Here is a 13,800-nt window from a genome sequence, read left to right as displayed (position 1 = left end):
ACTCTCTGTACACGCCCGATCGCGGTAGGCGACCGGTTCAGCTGGCGACCTTTCCTTCCGGTACGGCGCCCCACGCGCTCAGCAGGTGCGCGGCGACCAGGTTGTCGACCGCCAGGCAGCAGGCGGCCCCGAAGAGGATGTCGCCGACCGCCTCCGGGTGCTCCTCGGCGTACGCCCCGCACAGGTCGTGCGCGGCGATCTGCTCGTGGACGGCGTCCGCCTCGACGTGCTCGGTGAAGTACCGGGCCTGCTCGTCCGTCGCGCCGAGTCGCGCCGCGCCGCTGGCGTACCGGCGGTTCGGCAGCGTCGACGTCATCTCCAGCGCGGCCAGGTGCCCGAGCAGCGCGCCGGTCCACCGGCCGTGCAGCGCGAACAGCGACATCGTGTTGGACAGCGCGAGCGTGACGCCGGGAACGTCCGGCACGTACCGGCCGTAGCTGTCGTCGAGCCCGAGCCAGCGCATCGTGGTCCGGAACAGCTCGGCGTGCATGCGCTCGGCGCGGCCGCCGCCGTACTCGTCGGCCTGGATCTCCACCAGGGCAGCCTTCACGGCGCCGTCGAGGCGCGGGATCCCGTAGCTGTGCGGATCCGCTTCCTTGAGCTGGTAGACCGAGCGGTTCATCACGAACTCGCGGAACTCGTCGAGCGTCGCGTGCCGATGCAGGTACGCCGCCAGCGACGGTCCGTCGTCCGCGTCGATCAGCGCGCGCAGCTGGTCGGCGACCGGGATCGTTGCCGAGGGCTCCTGCTTGGTGAGCGTCCGGAGCCAGTCGGTGAAGGGTGCCTCGAGCTCGGCGCGGAACGCGAGCAGGTCGGGATCCCACTCCGCCTCCGGGTCGACGCCGTCGAAACCGCGGTAGTGCAGCTCGTAGCAGCACCACAGCGCGAGCTGGAAGTCGTCGTCGAGCACCTGCGCCGTTCCGAGGCCGTCGTACGGCGTACGAGCGCCTTGCAGGTGGTCGATCACCCATCCGCTGAGGGGACCGCGAGGGGGTGGAAGTCGCATCGAACACTCCTTTGAACCGTGGGCTGACCGGTACCCCGATTCATGCCGGGTACCGGACGGTCATGAGCGACTCCGTGATCCGCGCGTATCCCGACGGCCCGCTGATCGTCCGCGGCGACTTCGTCCTGCAGGACGAGAACGGCGCCGAGATCACGCCCGAGCGTGGCACGATCGCGCTCTGCCGTTGCGGCCGGTCGGCGCTCAAACCGCTCTGCGACGGAACCCACGCGCTCGCCCGGCGTGGTCCGCGTGCCGGAAAGTAGGTCCCAGGGGGCAAACTGGCGGGGAACACCCGTCGGGAGGGGACAGTCATGGAGTCGGTGCGGGCGGAGTCGCCGGACCTGCGGCAGTTGGCGGAGGTGATGACCGAGGTCGCCGCGTCGATCCAGTCACCGATGGCGCTGGAGAAGACGCTGCTGGTGATCACCCAGAGCGCGGCCGAGACCGTGCCAGGGATCGTCGAGGTGAGCATCTCGCTGACCCGTAAGGACGGCCGGATCGACACCCTCGCGCCGACCGGCCCGCTGGCGACGCAGGCCGACGTCCTCCAGTACGAGCTGCACGAGGGGCCGTGCCTGGACGCTGCGCTGGGTGAGCCGGTGGTGATGGTCGGTGACCTGGCGACGGACTCGCGCTGGCCGGAGTTCGGGCCGCGGGCGGCAGAGCTCGGGCTGGGGGCGCATCTGGCGTTCCAGTTCCGCGCCGAGCCGCATGCGCGGGGCGCGTTGAACCTGTACTCGACCGAGCCGTACGGGATCGACGACGACTCGGTGCACCTGGGCAGCCTGTTCGCCGGGCAGGTCGCGCTGGCGATGGGGTGGGCGCGGCAGGGCGAGACGATGTCGGAGGCGCTGGCGACGCGGAACGTGATCGGCCAGGCGGTCGGGATCGTGATGGAGCGGTACACGCTGGACGACGACCGGGCGTTCGCGTTCCTGGCCCGGCTGTCGCAGTCGGGGAACATCAAGCTCCGGCAGGTCGCCGCGGCGATCGTCGAGGCGGCCAACCAGAACGCGCAGACCGGGCGCACGACGACGGCGAAGCCGGAGCCGACCTCCCGGTAGACGTGTGCCGTCCCCCGCGTACGGGCACGGGGACGTATGACTGTCTACGGCTTCCATGCCTCGCACGAACAGGTCCCGCCCGCCGGCCTGCTGCAAGCGGTGGTGCGGGCAGAACAAGCCGGCTTCACAGCGGCCATGTGCTCCGACCACTTCAGCCCCTGGAGTCTGCGCCAGAACGAGTCCGGCTTCGCCTGGTCCTGGCTGGGTGCGGCGCTCCAGGCGACCGACCTCACCTTCGGCGTCGTCAACGCTCCCGGCCAGCGCTACCACCCGGCGATCATCGCTCAGGCGATCGGAACGCTGAGTTCCATGTACCCCGGCCGCTTCTGGGCCGCCCTGGGTACCGGCGAGGCCAGCAACGAGCACATCACCGGCGACCGCTGGCCGGACAAGCAGCAGCGCACCGAGCGCCTCGAGCAGGCGGTCGACGTGATTCGCCGCCTCCTGCGCGGCGACGAGGTCAGCCAGCGAGGCCTGGTCACCGTCGACCGAGCCCGGCTCTGGACGCTGCCCACCGAGGTGCCGGCGCTGCTCGGCGCAGCAGTCTCGGAGCGTACGGCGCAGTGGTGCGCCGGCTGGGCCGACGGCCTGATCACCGTCAACGCCGAACCCGACCAGCTGCGCCGCATCGTCTCGGCGTACAAGGAAGCAGGCGGTCGCGGCAAGGTCTGCCTGCAGGTGCACCTGAGCTACGCAGCGACGGATGACGAGGCTCTGGCGATCGCTCACGACCAGTGGCGCAGCAACGTGTTCCCGCCGCCGTTCTGCTGGGACACCGACACAGCGGAGTCCTTCGACCTCGCAGCTGAGCACGTCCCGCCGGAAGCGATGCACAAGACCGTGCACGTCTCCTCGGACCCTGCCCGCCACGCGGAGTGGCTCAACGACTACGCGGCACTGGGTTTCGACGCCATCTACCTGCACCACGTCGGCCAGGAGCAGCAGGAGTTCGTCGACGTGTTCGGCGACAAGGTGCTGCCGCAGCTGGAGGTGACCCGCCCGTGAGGCTGACCGAGACCGCTGACATCTGGTGGAAGAACGCCGTCGTCTACTGCCTGGACATCGAGACGTTCTTCGACACCGACGGCGACGGCCGCGGCGACATCCGCGGCCTGTCGCAGCGGATCGACCACCTGGCCGAGCTGGGCGTCACCTGCCTGTGGCTGATGCCCTTCTACCCGACACCGGACCGTGACGACGGCTACGACATCACCGACTTCTACGGCGTCGACCCGCGGCTGGGCACCCATGGTGACCTGGTCGAGCTGATCACGCTGGCCCAGGACCGCGGCATGCGGGTGATCGCGGACCTGGTCGTCAACCACACCTCCGACCAGCACCCGTGGTTCCGGAGCGCGCGGGAGTCCCGCGAGTCGCCGTACCGGGACTGGTACGTCTGGCGGGACCAGCCGCCGGAGAACGCGGCGGAGGGGATCGTCTTCCCCGACCAGGAGACCAGCCTCTGGCAGTACGACGAGCAGGCGGGCCAGTACTACCTGCACCGGTTCTACAAGCACCAGCCGGATCTGGACATCACCAACCCGGAGGTGCGCGACGAGATCATCCGGGTGATCGGCTTCTGGCTGCAGCTGGGCATCTCCGGCTTCCGGGTGGACGCCGTACCGTTCCTGCTCGACACCGACGGCGCGCTGGACCCGGACAACCTCCCGGACCCGCACGACTACCTGCGCGACCTGCGGGCGTTCCTGAGCCGCCGCAGCGGGCAGGCGGTGCTGCTGGGGGAGGTGAACCTGCCGTACAAGGAGACCCGGCAGTTCTTCGGGGACGAGGACGGCGACGAGCTGACGATGTGCTTCGACTTCATCGGGATGCAGAAGATGTACCTGTCGCTGGCGCGGCAGGACCCGGCTGAGCTGGTCAAGGCGCTCCGCGAGCGGCCGGCTCCGCCGGAGGAGGCGCAGTGGGGCACGTTCGTGCGCAACCACGACGAGCTGACGCTGGACAAGCTGTCCGACGAGGAGAAGCAGGAGGTGTTCGCCGCCTTCGGCCCGGACGAGGACATGCAGCTCTACGGTCGCGGGCTGCGCCGGCGGCTGCCTCCGATGCTCGGCAACGACCAGCAGCGGCTCCGGATGGTCTACAGCCTGCTCTTCTCCCTGCCCGGTACGCCGGTGCTGTTCTACGGCGAGGAGATCGGCATGGGCGAGAACCTGGCGATGGAGGGCCGCACCGCCGTACGGACTCCGATGCAGTGGACCGCCTCCGTCAACGGCGGCTTCTCGACCGCCGACGCGGCGGACCTGGCCGGTCAGGTCGTCACTGGAGACCTGTCCCCGGAGCACGTCAACGTGGCCGCCCAGCGACGCGACCCGGACTCGCTGCTCAACTGGGTCAAGCTGCTGATCCAGCGCTACCGGGAAACGCCGGAACTGTCCTGGGGCGACTGCACGGTCCTGGAGCACGAGTCGCCGGCTGTGCTCGCGCACTGCTCGGCGTACGAGGACGGGTGCGTAGTCACGGCCCACAACTTCTCCGCCGAGCCCGCTGCTGTGACGCTGGCGGTGTCGGGCACCGGAGTCGGCGTACAGGCTGTTGACCTGCTCCAACCCGGTGCGGCGGAAGTCGCCGAGGACGGCACTGTCCGGATCGAGCTGGAGCCGTACGGTAGTCGCTGGCTGCGGATCGTCCAGCCGGGTGACCGCTACATCCTCTGAGACCCTGAGCGCGGGTTAGGTTCACGCGGTGAAGCTGACTCCCGCCCAGCCCGGCCATGTCGTCGGAGCGTCGTTCGGACTCGTGTTCATCCTCGCCAACTCCGCGAAGCTGGGCTCACCCGGGCGTGCGATCGTCGGCGCGGTGGCGATCGCCGCGGCGCTGCTGGTGCTGGTGGCGTTCGTCCAGCTGCTGCGGGCCGGTGGTCCGCGCAAGCCGCAGCAGCAGTCCGGGCGCGGGTACTTCGCGATCGTGGCCGCCGAGGTGGTGCTGCTGTTCGGCGGGCTGGCTGTGCTGAACAGGGTCGAGCCGACCGCTGCCGTCGGCTGGGTCGCGCTGGTCGTGGGGCTGCACTTCATGGCGTTCGCGTACTGGTGGATGCGTGGCAACCGGGAGATGCTCGCGATCGGCGTACTGATGTCGGTACTCGGCGTGATCGGGCTGGTGATCGCCTTCGCCCAGCAGGACCGGCCGCTGGTGGGTCTGGTCGCTGGGGTCGGCTCCGGTGTCGTGCTGCTCGGCAACGCCGTACTGGCGTCGCTCGGCGTCGTCGGCTCCGAGCAGCGGGCTGCGGCGCTGCAGTAAGTAGCAATACTCAAGCGTTTGGTCTGGTCCCTCTGAAATACTCGCGGCGGCCGCCTGCCCTGTGAGGAGAGTGTTTGTGAGGCTCTGGAAGATCGTTGTGCCCTGTGCGGTGCTGGCGTCGGGCGTGCTGCCCGCGCAGGCCGCCGGGGACAAGACCGTCGAGTACCGCGGCTACCAGGTCACGGTGCCCGCCGACTGGCAGGTCGTCGACCTGGCGAAGAACCCGACCGCGTGTGTCCGGTTCGACCGCCCTGCTGTGTACCTGGGGAAGAGCACCGCCCAGCCGGACTGCCCGGCGAGCCTGACCGGCCGCAGCCAGGGGCTGGTGCTGGAGCCGCTGACGCGGGCTGCTCGGTCTACTCCTGGCGAGGTCCAGGAGGCTGTTGCTGACGCGGGGGTGCTTGCTACGGCGTACTACAGCGCTGGTGGGGAGCACGGGGCTCGTGAGGTGCTGGGCTCGGGGCGGGTGACTGGGAAGGTCAGCCGGGTCGCTCAGCCGCGTGCTGCTGCTGTGGCGCCGTCCGTGGTTGCAACGGGCAACCTGCAGGGTGGGTTCGCGTTCGACGCTTGTACGGCGCCCAGTCAGGCGGCGATGGATGCGTGGTTGTACCCGAGCTCGGGCTACAAGGCGGTGGGGATCTACATCAGCGGAGAGCGCCGCGCGTGCGCCCAGCCGAACCTGACCTCCGACTGGGTGGGCACGAACGCTGCGAAGGGCTGGCAGTTCCTGCTGATCGACGTCGGCCTGCAGGCGCCCTGCGCGCCATACGCCAGCAAGATGTCGACCGACCCGGCGACCGCCCGGGCCCAAGGACGCGCGGCAGCTGCGAACGCCGTGACCTCCGCACAGGCGCTGGGCTTCGCGCAGCGCTCTGCTATCTACAGCGATGTGGAGAACTACGCGGACGGGTGGACCGCTGCCTGTAAGGCGTCGGTGCTGTCCTACCTGAGCGGGTGGACGACCGAGCTGAACTCCCGTGGCTACGTGAGTGGTGCCTACGTGAGCATCTCGTCGGGCATGAAGGACTTGTCCGCTGAGTACAACAACACGGCGTACAGCCGGCCGGACAACGTGTGGTTCGCGCACTGGAACAACGTCACCAACACCACGTCCGACCGCTTCCCGGCGGCCCAGTGGTCCAACCGTCAGCGGGTGCACCAGTACTCGGGTGCGCACGATGAGACGCACGGCACCGTGAAGTTGAACATCGACAGCAACGCGGTGAACCTCACCGCTCCTCCTGCCGCGCTCACCGGGTTCGACGCGACCGGCGCCTACTCGACCGCCGCCCTCAAGTGGAACGCCGCACCCGCCGGCAGCCAGGTGATTGTCCGCCGCAACACCGGCACCACCCCGCCGCCGCTGCCGAACGTCGGCACCGCCGTCTACACCGGCACGGCGAGCTCCACCACCGCCACCGGGCTGGCCAACGCGACCAGCTACGCGTTCCGGGCCTGGGTGAAGGACAGCAGCGGCAAGATCGGCCCCGGCGTGGACACCGTCCTCGTCGGCACCGGCGCCACCGTCGCGGCGAGCGCTCCGGCGATCAGCTACGGCGGCTCGGTGACGCTCTACACGCGAGCCACACGCAAGGAGACCGGCGCCTCGCTCACCGGCGTACCGCTGTCGCTCTACGCGCGGGCGAAGAACAGCTCGACCTGGCGCGAGGTCGCCAAGGTCACCTCCGACGGCACCGGCCAGGCGTCGTCGGTGCAGAAGCCGACCGTCTCCACGGTCTACGCCTGGGGCTACAACGGCTCCCCGGACCTGCTCGGCTCGCGCAGCGGCAACGCCACGATCGAGGTCAAGCCGACCATCACGATCAACCTGGCCACCGCGATCAAGCTGGGCGCCAGCACCCCGGTCTACGGGTTCCTGCGCCCGCAGCATCCCGGGACGACGGTGTACCTCCAGCGCCTGACCGGCCCGTCCTGGCCGACCGTGGCCACGGCGAAACTGAACGCGACCGGCAACTACGGCTTCAGCATCAAGCCGACGCTGCGCGGTACGTCGTACTACCGCGTCGTCTGGCTGGCCGACGCGGACCACGCCACCGTGGTGAGCGTCACGAAGGGCGTCGCCGTCAGCTGAGGTGAACACCTGGCGTGAAAACACGCCAGCGTTGCCCGGATGGGGATAGGGATGGGTACCTTCGTCGAGTGCAGAAATGGCCAGGTCGTCCCTATCCCCTCGGAGCCACGTACGACGGCTCCGGTACGAACTTCGCGTTGTTCTCGGAGGTTGCCGAACAAGTTGACCTGGCACTGATCGGGGACGACGGGTCGGAGCAGCTGGTACAGCTGACCGAGGTGGACGGGTTCGTGTGGCACGCGTACCTGCCCGCGGTGCAGCCCGGGCAGCGGTACGGCTACCGGGTGCACGGCCCGTACGAGCCGGCCGCCGGGCACCGGTGCAACCCGTCGAAGCTGCTGCTGGACCCGTACGCGAAGGCCGTCGACGGGCAGATCGACGCCGACGAGTCGCTGTTCAGCTACCGGTTCGCCGAGCCGGACGAGCTGAACACGATGGACAACCGGGAGCACACGATGCTCTCGGTCGTCACCAACCCGTTCTTCGACTGGGGCAACGACCGCCCGCCGGGGCACGCCTACCACGAGACCGTGATCTACGAGGCGCACGTCAAGGGGCTGACCAAGACCCACCCGGGCCTGCCCGAGGAGATCCGCGGCACGTACGCCGGGATCGGGCACCCGGCGATCGTCGAGCACCTCAAGGAGCTCGGGGTGACGGCGATCGAGCTGATGCCGGTGCACCAGTTCGCCCAGGACGGGCACCTGCAGGAGCGCGGGCTGTCCAACTACTGGGGCTACAACACGATCGGTTTCTTCGCCCCGCACAACGCCTACTCCTCGACCGGCACCCGCGGCCAGCAGGTGACCGAGTTCAAGACCATGGTCCAGGCGCTGCACGAGGCCGACATCGAGGTCATCCTGGACGTCGTCTACAACCACACCGCCGAGGGCAACGAGATGGGCCCGACGCTGTCGTTCAAGGGCATCGACAACGCGGCGTACTACCGGCTGGTCGACCAGGACAAGTCGCACTACTACGACACCACCGGTACCGGCAACAGCCTGCTGATGCGGCACCCGCACGTCCTGCAGCTGATCATGGACTCGCTGCGCTACTGGGTCACCGAGATGCACGTGGACGGCTTCCGCTTCGACCTGGCGGCCACGCTGGCCCGCCAGTTCCACGAGGTGGACCGGCTGTCGGCGTTCTTCGACCTGGTCCAGCAGGACCCGGTGGTCAGCCAGGTGAAGCTGATCGCCGAGCCGTGGGACGTCGGCGACGGCGGCTACCAGGTCGGCAACTTCCCGCCGCTGTGGACGGAGTGGAACGGCAAGTACCGCGACACCGTGCGGGACTTCTGGCGCGGCGAGAAGTACACGCTGGCCGAGTTCGCCTCCCGGCTGACCGGCTCCTCGGACCTGTACCAGGACGACAGCCGGCGGCCGATCGCGAGCATCAACTTCGTCACCGCGCACGACGGGTTCACGCTGCGCGACCTGGTCTCGTACAACGACAAGCACAACGACGCCAACGGCGAGGGCGGCCGCGACGGCGAGAGCCACAACCGGTCCTGGAACTCCGGGGCCGAGGGCGAGACCGACGACGCGGCGGTGCTCGCGCTGCGGGCCCGGCAGCAGCGCAACTTCCTGACCACGCTGCTGGTCTCCCAGGGCGTGCCGATGGTCGCGCACGGCGACGAGCTCGGGCGCACCCAGGGCGGCAACAACAACGTCTACTGCCAGGACAACGAGATCGCCTGGGTGGACTGGGACCTGTCCGACGCCCAGAAGGACCTGCTGGAGTTCACCCGGTCGCTGGTCCGGCTGCGCACCGAGCACCCGGTGCTGCGCCGGCGCCGGTTCTTCCACGGCGACCAGGGCGTGGACGGGCTGGGCGACCTGGTCTGGTTCACGCCGAAGGGCACCGAGATGCAGGACGCCGACTGGGGACGCGACGACGCCCGGGCGATCGCGGTGTTCCTCAACGGCGACGCCATCTCCGAGCCGGACCCGCGCGGTGAGCCGGTGGTCGACGACTCGTTCCTGATCCTGATGAACAGCGACCACCAGCCACTCGACTTCCTGCTCCCGGCCAAGGAGTACGGCGAGTCCTGGACGGTGGTGGTCGACACCACCAGCGCGACCGGCGGGGCCAGCGACGAGCCGCACGAGGCCGGCAGCACGATCAGCATCGAGGCCCGGGGCTCGCTGGTCCTGACTCGACCGCGGCAGGCTGCCGGATGACAGCTGTACCGCTGTCGACGTATCGGTTGCAGATCAATGGTGCTTTCGGGTTCGATGACGCGGCGGAGGTCGTGGAGTACCTGCACGACCTCGGGGTCTCGCATGCCTACCTGTCGCCGATTCTCCAGGCGGCGCCTGGGTCGATGCACGGGTACGACGTGGTGGACCACAGCAGGTTGTCGGAGCCTGCTGGTGGTCGGCCGGCGTTCGACCGGCTGACCGACAAGCTGGCCGACCACCGGATGGGGGCGATCGCTGACGTCGTGCCGAACCACGTGGCGGTGCCGACGCCGGCGCGGCTCAACACCGCGCTCTGGTCGGTGCTGCGCGACGGGCCGGGGTCGCCGTACGCGGAGTGGTTCGACGTCGACTGGGGTTCCGGGAACCAGCCGCTGCTGATGGCGGTGCTCGGGAACCGGATCGGCAAGGTGCTGGCCGACGGCGAGCTGTCGGTCGACAGCAGTGGCGACGAGCCGGTACTGCGCTACTACGAGCACGAGTACCCCCTGCGCCCCGGCACCGAGCACCTGCCGATTGCTGAGCTGGTGACCGAGCAGTGGTACCGCCTGGCGCACTGGCGGGTCGCTGACGAGGAGCTGAACTACCGGCGCTTCTTCGACGTCGACACGCTGGCAGCTGTCCGGGTGGAGACGCAGGAGGTCTTCGAGGCGACGCACGAGCTGCTGTTCGCGCTGCTGCACGAGGGCAAGCTGCACGGCTTCCGGATCGACCACCCGGACGGACTGGCCGACCCCCGCGGGTACCTGCGCCGCCTGGCCGAGCGGACCGGCGGCGCGTGGGTAGTGGTCGAGAAGATCCTCGAGGGCGACGAGCAGCTGCCCCGCGACTGGCCCTGCGCCGGTACGACGGGCTACGACGCGCTGCTGCGCGTCGGCGGGCTCTTCGTCGACCCGGCAGGTGCTGCGCCGCTGGCGGCGTACCACTCGGACCTGACCGGTCAGCCGGCCGACTTCGCTCCGGTGGTGGAGGAGGCGAAGCGCGAGATCGTCAAGCACGGCCAGTACGCCGAGGTGCACCGGCTGGTCGAGCTGCTGGCCCGCATCTGCCAGGACGACGTCCGCCTGCGTGACCACACCCGCCGCGCGTTCCACGAGGTCGTGGTCGAGCTGCTGGTCAACTTCGACCGCTACCGGGCGTACGTCGTACCGGGTGAGCAGGCGCCGGCCGAGGCGGTCGCTGAGCTGGAGCACGTCGCCGAGCTCGCCCGGCGGAATCTGGACGAGGAGCAGCAGGAGACGCTCGACCTGGTCCGCGACCTGCTGCTCGGCCGCGAGGCCGGTACGGCGAGCCGCATCGACGAGCGGGCGCGGCACGAGCTGATCGTGCGGTTCCAGCAGACCTGTGGTCCGGTGATGGCCAAGGGCGTCGAGGACACCGCGTTCTACCGCTGGTTCCGGCTCAGCTCGCTCAACGAGGTCGGCGGCGACCCGGAGCACTTCGGCGTCTCGCCGGAGGAGTTCCACGCGTACGCCGCCCGGCTGAACGAGCACTGGCCGCGCACGATGACCACCCTGTCCACGCACGACACCAAGCGCTCCGAGGACGTCCGGGCCCGGTTGAGCGTGCTCTCCGAGCAGCCGGCCGCCTGGGTCGAGGCGGTCCGGTCCTGGCGGGTGCGGTCCGAGGACTACCGCGACTCGCTGCTGGACGGCAGCACGGAGTACCTGGTCTGGCAGACCTTGCTGGGGACGTGGGACGACGGCCCGCTCGCCGAGGACCGGCTGCAGGCCTACCTGCAGAAGGCGATCCGGGAGGGCAAGCAGCACACCAGCTGGACCTCACCGGACAGCGAGTACGAGGAGGCGGTCGCCGCCTTCGCGACGGCGGTCCTGGGCGACTCCGAGCTCCTCCAGTCCGTACGCCGCTTCGCTGACGCGCAGGCGCCGTACGTGCGGGCGGCGACGCTCGGTCAGAAGCTGGTTCAGCTGACCATGCCCGGCGTACCGGATGTGTACCAAGGCAGCGAGCTGGTCGACCTGTCGCTGGTCGATCCGGACAACCGGCGCCCGGTCGACTACCAGGAGCGCATCCAGCGGCTGGCCCGGCTGGACGCCGGTGGCTCTCCGCAAGACCTGGCCGACGAGAAGCTGCTGGTGACGTCCAGGGCGCTCCGGCTGCGCCGGCAGAACCCGGGGGCGTTCGCGGGTAGCTACACGCCGCTCCCGACGTCCAACGGGCATGCGGTCGCGTTCGCTCGCGGAAACCAGGTCATCACGCTGGCGACCCGGCTGCCGGTCGCGCTGCACCGGCTGGGTGGCTGGGGCAACTCGGCCGTCGTGCTGCCGTCAGGGGACTGGCAGGACGTGTTGACGGGCCGGTCCGTGGGTAGTGGAGCGGCTCGGATCGACGAGCTGCTGGCTGAGCTTCCGGTGGCGCTGCTCGCGAGGAGCTGAGGAATGCACACCTTCTCTGTCTGGGCGCCTGACGCGTCGGAAGTCGCCCTGGTGCTGGACGAACGCCTGGCGATGGCCAAGGCGGCCGACGGCTGGTGGTCGCTGGAGGTCGCCGACGCCGGGCACGGCACCGACTACGCGTTCTCCGTCGACGGCAGCGACCCGATGCCCGACCCGCGGAGCGCCTGGCAGCCGGACGGCGTCCACGGGCCCAGCAGGGTGTTCGACGCGTCCCGCTTCGGCTGGAGCGACTCCAACTGGCGCGGGCAGGAGGTGCGCGGCGCTGTCTTCTACGAGCTGCACCTGGGCACGTTCACCCCTGAGGGCACGCTGGAAGCAGCTGCCGGGCACCTGGACTACCTGGTCGCGCTCGGCGTACAGGTGGTGTCGCTGCTCCCGGTAGCCGCGTTCCCGGGCAAGCACGGCTGGGGCTACGACGGCGTCGACCTGTACGCCGTCCACGCGCCGTACGGCGGACCGGAGGCGCTGCAGCGCTTCGTCGACCAGTGCCATGCGGTCGGGCTGGCGGTCTGCCTGGACGTCGTCTACAACCACCTCGGGCCGTCCGGGAACTACCTGGGCTCGTTCGGGCCGTACTTCACCAGCAAGCACACGACGCCGTGGGGCCCGGCGGTCAACCTGGACGACACCGGCTCGCTGGAGGTCCGCCGCTGGATCTGCGACAACGCGCTGCGCTGGTTCCGCGACTTCCACATCGACGCGCTGCGGCTGGACGCCGTCCACGCGCTGCAGGACGACAGCCCGCAGCACCTGCTCGCGCAGCTCTCCGACGAGACGGCTGCGCTCTCTGCCGAGCTGGGCCGGCCGCTGGGCCTGGTGGCCGAGTCGGACCTGAACGACCCGGCCATGGTGACTCCGGTCGCCGACGGCGGGATGGGGATGACCGCGCAGTGGAGCGACGACTACCACCACGCGCTGCACACACTGCTGACCGGTGAGCGGGCCGGGTACTACGAGGACTTCGCGCAGCCCGGTGTGTTCGAGAAGGTGCTCACCCAGGTGTTCCTGCACGACGGCTCGTACTCGTCGTTCCGCGGCAAGGACTGGGGACGCCCGGTCGACCCGGCGGCGCACCGGGGCTCGGAGTTCCTCGCCTACACCTCCAACCACGACCAGGTCGGCAACCGGGCGCTCGGCGACCGCCCGGCGCTCTCACCGGGGCAGCTGGCGATCGGCGCCGCGCTGGTGATCACCTCGCCGTACACGCCGATGCTGTTCATGGGTGAGGAGTGGGGTGCGTCGACGCCGTGGCGGTTCTTCACCGACCACGAGGAGCCGGAGCTGGCCGAGGCGGTCCGCAACGGGCGGCGCAGCGAGTTCGCGGCGTTCGGCTGGGACGCGGACGAGATCCCGGACCCGCAGGACCCGGAGACGTGGCGGTCGTCGGTGCTGGACTGGACCGAGGTGGACCAGTCACCGCACCGGGAGCTGCTGGCCTGGTACCGCGACCTGCTGGCGCTGCGGGCTCGCAACGACGACCTGCGCGACGACCGGCTCGGCTCGGTCGCGGTGACGTCGGGGGAGGGCTGGCTGGTGGTCGCCCGGGGTGCGTTGCGAGTTGTCGCCAACCTGTCCGGCGACGAGCAGGTGGTGCCGGTCGACGGGCGGCCGTCGTACGAGGTGATGGTGTTCGGGACGAGCGAGCCGATCGCTCAGGGGATAAGGCTTTCCGGGCACTCGGTCGCGATCTACGCGGTTTGATCACGACCAACTCAATTTCGTGAATCCCTTGTGTTGCAGGGGTCTGGTGACGGACTGT

10 protein-coding genes are annotated in these 13,800 nt (G+C 69.7%); 9 read left to right on the top strand and 1 reads right to left on the bottom strand.

What is annotated here, in order from left to right; translation table 11 throughout:
* Positions 1-37: 37 nt before the first annotated feature.
* A complete protein-coding gene (locus tag AB0M01_RS10640) occupies positions 38-1,006 on the bottom strand; it encodes an iron-containing redox enzyme family protein (protein WP_363667791.1) in 969 nt (322 codons plus the stop codon).
* A gap of 62 nt (positions 1,007-1,068) precedes the next feature.
* Between AB0M01_RS10640 and AB0M01_RS10635 the strand changes: the two genes are divergently transcribed.
* The 9 genes from AB0M01_RS10635 (at position 1,069) to treZ (ending at position 13,742) form a co-directional block, all read left to right on the top strand.
* Positions 1,069-1,269, top strand: a complete 201-nt coding sequence (locus AB0M01_RS10635; RefSeq protein WP_363667789.1) for a CDGSH iron-sulfur domain-containing protein — start codon at positions 1,069-1,071, stop codon at positions 1,267-1,269.
* A gap of 48 nt (positions 1,270-1,317) precedes the next feature.
* Positions 1,318-2,070, top strand: coding sequence for a GAF and ANTAR domain-containing protein (locus tag AB0M01_RS10630; RefSeq protein WP_363667787.1), 753 nt, complete (start codon positions 1,318-1,320; stop codon positions 2,068-2,070).
* Positions 2,071-2,106: 36 nt separating this feature from the next.
* A complete protein-coding gene (locus tag AB0M01_RS10625; RefSeq protein ID WP_363667785.1) occupies positions 2,107-3,075 on the top strand; it encodes a TIGR03885 family FMN-dependent LLM class oxidoreductase in 969 nt (322 codons plus the stop codon).
* Positions 3,072-4,745, top strand: a complete 1,674-nt coding sequence (locus AB0M01_RS10620; RefSeq protein ID WP_363667783.1) for an alpha-amylase family protein — start codon at positions 3,072-3,074, stop codon at positions 4,743-4,745. The genes AB0M01_RS10625 and AB0M01_RS10620 overlap by 4 nt, the downstream gene beginning before the upstream one ends.
* A 28-nt stretch (positions 4,746-4,773) precedes the next feature.
* Complete coding sequence (locus tag AB0M01_RS10615) at positions 4,774-5,328, top strand: hypothetical protein (RefSeq protein ID WP_363667781.1); 555 nt, start codon at positions 4,774-4,776, stop codon at positions 5,326-5,328.
* A 76-nt stretch (positions 5,329-5,404) separates the two neighbouring features.
* Complete coding sequence (locus AB0M01_RS10610; protein WP_363667779.1) at positions 5,405-7,420, top strand: DUF1906 domain-containing protein; 2,016 nt, start codon at positions 5,405-5,407, stop codon at positions 7,418-7,420.
* Positions 7,421-7,488: 68 nt separating this feature from the next.
* Complete coding sequence (gene glgX, locus AB0M01_RS10605; RefSeq protein WP_363667777.1) at positions 7,489-9,606, top strand: glycogen debranching protein GlgX; 2,118 nt, start codon at positions 7,489-7,491, stop codon at positions 9,604-9,606.
* The gene (treY, locus tag AB0M01_RS10600) at positions 9,603-12,020 is read left to right on the top strand and encodes a malto-oligosyltrehalose synthase (RefSeq protein WP_363667775.1); all 2,418 of its coding nucleotides are present in this window, start codon (positions 9,603-9,605) and stop codon (positions 12,018-12,020) included. The genes glgX and treY overlap by 4 nt, the downstream gene beginning before the upstream one ends.
* A 3-nt stretch (positions 12,021-12,023) precedes the next feature.
* Positions 12,024-13,742: a malto-oligosyltrehalose trehalohydrolase gene (gene treZ, locus AB0M01_RS10595; protein WP_363667773.1), complete on the top strand. Its 1,719-nt coding sequence runs from the start codon at positions 12,024-12,026 to the stop codon at positions 13,740-13,742.
* Positions 13,743-13,800: the final 58 nt, after the last annotated feature.

It is taken from the genome of Kribbella sp. NPDC051770 (genome assembly GCF_040681455.1).
Taxonomy (GTDB): Bacteria; Actinomycetota; Actinomycetes; order Propionibacteriales; family Kribbellaceae; genus Kribbella.
The sequence above is the reverse complement of the archived record's forward strand: the minus strand, read 5'-3'. Positions and strand labels throughout refer to the sequence as shown.

What these genes read in the sequence shown, in the direction of transcription:
- AB0M01_RS10640 (WP_363667791.1), bottom strand. Translation starts at nt 1,006, where the DNA reads ATGCGACTTCCACCCCCTCGCGGTCCCCTCAGCGGATGGGTGATCGAC.
- AB0M01_RS10635 (WP_363667789.1), top strand. Translation starts at nt 1,069, where the DNA reads ATGAGCGACTCCGTGATCCGCGCGTATCCCGACGGCCCGCTGATCGTC.
- AB0M01_RS10630 (WP_363667787.1), top strand. Translation starts at nt 1,318, where the DNA reads ATGGAGTCGGTGCGGGCGGAGTCGCCGGACCTGCGGCAGTTGGCGGAG.
- AB0M01_RS10625 (WP_363667785.1), top strand. Translation starts at nt 2,107, where the DNA reads ATGACTGTCTACGGCTTCCATGCCTCGCACGAACAGGTCCCGCCCGCC.
- treY (WP_363667775.1), top strand. Translation starts at nt 9,603, where the DNA reads ATGACAGCTGTACCGCTGTCGACGTATCGGTTGCAGATCAATGGTGCT.
- treZ (WP_363667773.1), top strand. Translation starts at nt 12,024, where the DNA reads ATGCACACCTTCTCTGTCTGGGCGCCTGACGCGTCGGAAGTCGCCCTG.